Source organism: Holdemanella sp., assembly GCF_056804935.1.
The window spans coordinates 1-4,718 of the sequence record NZ_DBMEXE010000126.1; the positions used below are offsets into that span (position 1 = coordinate 1).

The 4,718-nt window shown below is 34.5% G+C and carries 6 protein-coding genes; 5 read left to right on the forward strand and 1 reads right to left on the reverse strand.

Annotated features, from left to right (window positions below; genetic code table 11):
- A partial coding sequence (locus tag ACZQCL_RS06545; RefSeq protein ID WP_482482338.1) for a hypothetical protein occupies positions 1–271 on the forward strand: 271 nt, incomplete at its 5' end.
- Here the strand turns inward: ACZQCL_RS06545 and ACZQCL_RS06550 are convergent.
- Complete coding sequence (locus tag ACZQCL_RS06550) at positions 266–874, reverse strand: HD domain-containing protein (protein ID WP_337531646.1); 609 nt, start codon at positions 872–874, stop codon at positions 266–268. The two genes, ACZQCL_RS06545 and ACZQCL_RS06550, sit on opposite strands and share 6 nt — an antisense overlap.
- Before the next feature lie 82 nt (positions 875–956).
- On the opposite strand from ACZQCL_RS06550, the gene aroB reads away from it, so the two are divergent.
- The 4 genes from aroB to ACZQCL_RS06570 form a co-directional block, all read left to right on the forward strand.
- Complete coding sequence (aroB, locus tag ACZQCL_RS06555; RefSeq protein WP_331866409.1) at positions 957–1,970, forward strand: 3-dehydroquinate synthase; 1,014 nt, start codon at positions 957–959, stop codon at positions 1,968–1,970.
- Positions 1,960–3,069: a chorismate synthase gene (aroC, locus tag ACZQCL_RS06560; RefSeq protein WP_227991174.1), complete on the forward strand. Its 1,110-nt coding sequence runs from the start codon at positions 1,960–1,962 to the stop codon at positions 3,067–3,069. The genes aroB and aroC overlap by 11 nt, the downstream gene beginning before the upstream one ends.
- On the forward strand, positions 3,066–4,328 hold the full coding sequence (gene aroA / locus ACZQCL_RS06565; protein WP_337531643.1) for a 3-phosphoshikimate 1-carboxyvinyltransferase: 1,263 nt from the start codon (positions 3,066–3,068) through the stop codon (positions 4,326–4,328). The genes aroC and aroA overlap by 4 nt, the downstream gene beginning before the upstream one ends.
- Positions 4,325–4,718 (forward strand): prephenate dehydrogenase/arogenate dehydrogenase family protein (locus ACZQCL_RS06570; protein ID WP_482482341.1); only part of this gene is annotated, 394 nt, incomplete at its 3' end. The genes aroA and ACZQCL_RS06570, both read left to right, overlap by 4 nt.

Here is a 4,718-nt window from a genome sequence, read left to right on the forward strand (position 1 = left end):
TGCCCATGAATATAAGTTAACTGCCAATATCTATTTCACACCATTAGATTTTACTTTGGAATATCTTCAACAAAAAGATTTAGTGTATTCTGGAACCAAAGATCAGTGGGCTAACTTCGATAAGATTGAACACTATTGTATTTATCATCTTATTGAATTTCATAGTATTGTTGATGGGAATCATTCTTTAGAAACAGGAAATATTCAAACAGATATTGAGAATCTGAAACAAATCATGTATCGTGTAGAAACATTTATCCACAGCTTATAAGGCTGTGGATATTTTTAATTGATCTTTTAAACGCTCAAAATAATTCATTTGAAATTGAATACGATCTAGCCATAATGTTTGTGCCGTCTTTGTTGTACATGTATAAGAAGCATATTCATTCAATGTTTGTAACATAGACTCCACATATTGAATTTGTACATCAATTGGTTGTTTACTAAACTGCACAGCTTCTAACGTTTCATATAAGCGATAGGCGCCTACACGATCAATATTATCCGCTTCTTGTACACTCAGTGTAAACGCATTATATTCCCCATCAAAATCCGCTTTTAAATCTACATGAATCGCAATGGCATAACATATATCATGAATACGCTCTTTAGGATAGTCAATCGATTCAAGAAATATACGCACCATTTTACCAGATACCCTTCCATGATTTTGCCACTCATCCTGTGTTTTAAAAGGTGTACAATAACTCACATCATGCAACAAACACGCAATCATTAAATCTTCTACATTCAACCCTTCTTTTTCAGCAATTTCCTTTCCAATATTTGCGACACGATACGAATGAGCCAAACGATATGTATCCTTTATTTTCAATTTCAAATAGTCTTGAACCTTAACTAAGTACTCCATATATTCATTATACTATTTCTTTCAGAAAATTTCTGAAAAAAGCTTATGTTCATGGTATGATATATGAAAGGAGTTTTTTATTATGAAGTTAAATGTCGATTTAGAAAATCATTCATATCCAATATATATTGAAAGAAACGCAATTCAAAAAGTACATGAATATATTCCTGTATCAAGAAAAATTGCGATTATCACAGATACAGGTGTGCCTGAAAAATGGGTCAACATCGTAAAAGAACAGTGTCCTGATTCTTTTATATGCACCATTCCGCAAGGTGAACCATCCAAATGTTTTGATCAATATAAAAATCTTTTAGAAGAAATGATTTCACACAACATGTCTAGAAAAGATGCCATTATTGCGGTAGGCGGTGGTGTTGTCGGAGATCTTGCAGGTTTTGTCGCCGCTAGCTATATGCGCGGCATTGATTTCTACAACATCCCAACAACTGTATTAAGCCAGGTTGATTCAAGTGTAGGCGGAAAAGTAGCTATTGATATGGGTTCCTACAAAAACATTGTAGGGGCATTTTGGCAACCTAAAACCGTTATTATCGATCCAAACGTATTATCTACACTTTCTCTTCGTCAACAACACAATGGATTATGTGAAGCTTTAAAAATGGGACTCATTTTAGATGATCATTTAGTCTCTCTATTTGAACAAGAAACAATAGATATCGATGCGATTATTACGCGTTCCATTGAATTAAAGCGAGATGTAGTTCAACAAGATGAAAGAGAAAGTAATCTTAGAAAAATTTTAAACTTTGGACACACCATTGGACACGCCATTGAATCTGCATATGGATTAAATACATATCTTCATGGAGAATGTGTGGCGATGGGTATGTTATTCTTTATTGAAGATAAAACATTAAAACAACGCGTATTAAACATATATAAAAAGCTAGATTTACCTCAAGTACCAAACTATGATACTTCCACATTATTAGAATATGTAACACATGATAAGAAAAGCAGTCATAATACAGTATCTACCGTTTTAGTTGAACAATCTGGTTCTTACATCATCAAAGAACTTTCTTTTAAAGAAATACAAGAAGTATTAGAAAGAGGACCTTATGAAAAATAATTTTGGTACAAATATATCTTGGACATTATTTGGTGAAAGCCATGGTCCTGCCATTGGTATTACGTTAGATGGTCTTCCTGCTGGCTTTAAGGTGGATATGGAACAAATCAAATCTGACATGGATAAGCGTAAGGCAACAGGTAAAATTTCAACACAAAGACACGAAGCGGATGAAGTGCATATTCTTTCTGGAATGTATAATGGCTATACAACAGGTACAGCTCTTACCATTCTAATTGAAAACCAAAACACAAAGTCAAAAGACTATTCTGCTTTTCATGGAAGATTGCGTCCTGGACATGCTGATTTTACTGCCTTTGAAAAATACAACGGATATCAAGACTATCGTGGTGGCGGACACTTTTCCGGAAGACTTACCGCATGCATTGTAGCTGCCGGAAGTATTTGTCGACAAATTCTGAAATCACAAGGCATTGTAATTGGATCACACATTGAAAGCTTATATACGCTATCGGATATACCTTTTAGTCAGGACTCTCGTGTTTTAGAAAAACAAATTCAAGAAGTCAATGATAAAACATTTGCGGTTATAGATGATCAAGTCAAAGATCAAATGATTCAAGAAATCGAAAAAGCGGCTGCTGAAGGTGATTCATTAGGTGGTATTTTAGAAACTGCCATTATAGGTCTTCCTACAGGACTAGGAGAACCTTTCTTTGATTCAGTAGAAAGCATTTTATCGCACTTAATTTTCTCTGTACCAGCCGTTAAAGGCGTTTCCTTTGGCGAAGGATTTGGCTTTGCGAAACTTAAAGGTTCTCAAGCCAATGATGCCTTCCGTTTTAATGATAAAATTGAAACCAAGACAAATCACAATGCCGGAATCAATGGCGGCATCACAAATGGTATGCCAATTTTAATCCATACTTGTATTAAGCCAACACCATCGATTTTTAAAACACAAGAATCTGTGGATTATCTTTCAAAAGAAAACGTGGATCTTAAAATTCAAGGAAGACACGACCCATGCATCTTGCACCGAGCAAGAATTGTTGTGGATAGTGTAGTTGCGTTTGGTTTATTAGATTTATATATGTCTAGGCTTGCCATTAAGCCACTTCAGGGGGATTTTGAATGAAAGTAAAAGTAACACCAAGTAAAGTACATGGAAATGTAAAGATACCCGCATCCAAATCTATGGCGCATAGAGCATTGATTTGCGCCTCATTAAGTGATGGTACAAGTCTTGTTTCTAATGTCACAAACTCAAAGGATATTGAAGCAACCGTTGGCTGCATGAAAGCTTTGGGTGCTATAATTAAACAAATCGATGAAACTACATATGAAGTAACAGGCACTAATCTTTTTAAACAAGAAGGAAGTATTACGTGTAATGCGAATGAATCCGGTTCTACTTTACGCTTCTTGATTCCACTTGCTGCATGTACAAATGCCAAAGTTAAATTTTTAGGTCAAGGAAGATTGCTTCAAAGACCTATGGATGTATATGCGAATGAATTTAAAAAACAAAACATTGAATTTAATCAATCCGATAAAGAAATCATTGTGAGTGGAAATCTACAAGCAAAAGACTATGTTGTACAAGGAGATATTTCAAGTCAGTTTATTACAGGCTTCATGTTTGTCCTTCCATTATTAGATCAAGATAGTACACTTACAATTACTGAGCCTTATGAATCAAAGAGCTATGTAAATCTTACGATTCAAATGTTAGCGAAATTTGGCATTGAAATTTTGGAAACAAGTTCAAATTCATATTTAATAAAAGGAAACCAACACTATAAAGCACAAGATGTTTCTGTAGAAGGAGACTTTTCTCAACTAGCATTCTTTGCGGTGTTAGGCACTTTAAACAATACTCTTTCATGCTCCAACATGGACATGTCAAGTAAACAAGGAGATAAAGCCATTTTAGATTGTATTCCTAGTTTTACAAGTGACAAGGATACGATCACATTCACAAAAAAACAACCTGTACCACAAACTATCGACTTATCTAATTGTCCAGATTTAGGTCCAATCTTATGTGTCTTGGCCAGCTTCACAAATGGTGAAACCAATATTGTGAATGCAGCTCGTTTACGCATGAAAGAAAGTGATCGTATTCTAGCTATGGAAACAGAATTAAAAAAATGGGGTGTAGATATTACTTCTACATTTGATTCCATTCAAATTCACGGTAAAGAACACTATAAATCAAATAATACAGTAGAAATCTTTGGACATAATGATCACCGTATTGTTATGGCAATGACGGTATTTGGATTATGTGCAGGTTCCGAATGTATTATTGATGATGCTCAAGCCATCACAAAGAGTTACCCTACTTTCTTTGAAGACATTCAAAGCTTAGGTGGAAAGGTTGAGATTCTATGACAAATATTGCGATTATAGGACTTGGATTAATGGGAGCGAGTTTTGCGAAGAAACTAACACGCTTAAACTACAACGTCTATGGTATTGATGTATCTCAACAAACCATTGGTAAAGCCAAAGAATTAAAAATTATCGTAGATGGTAGCACAAATCCTTTAGATGTCATTTCAAAGTGTGATACATTTATCTTCTGTTTATATCCAACTAAAATTCTTCCTTGGATTGAAGTCTATCAGAATGATATTCCTAAAAATTCATTATTAATGGATATTAGTGGTGTAAAGACAAATATTGTCAAACCCATTCAAGATGTATTACGAGAAGATCTTGAATTATTAAGCATTCACCCCATGTGTGGTAGAGAATCTCGTGGTATTGAATTTAGTGATG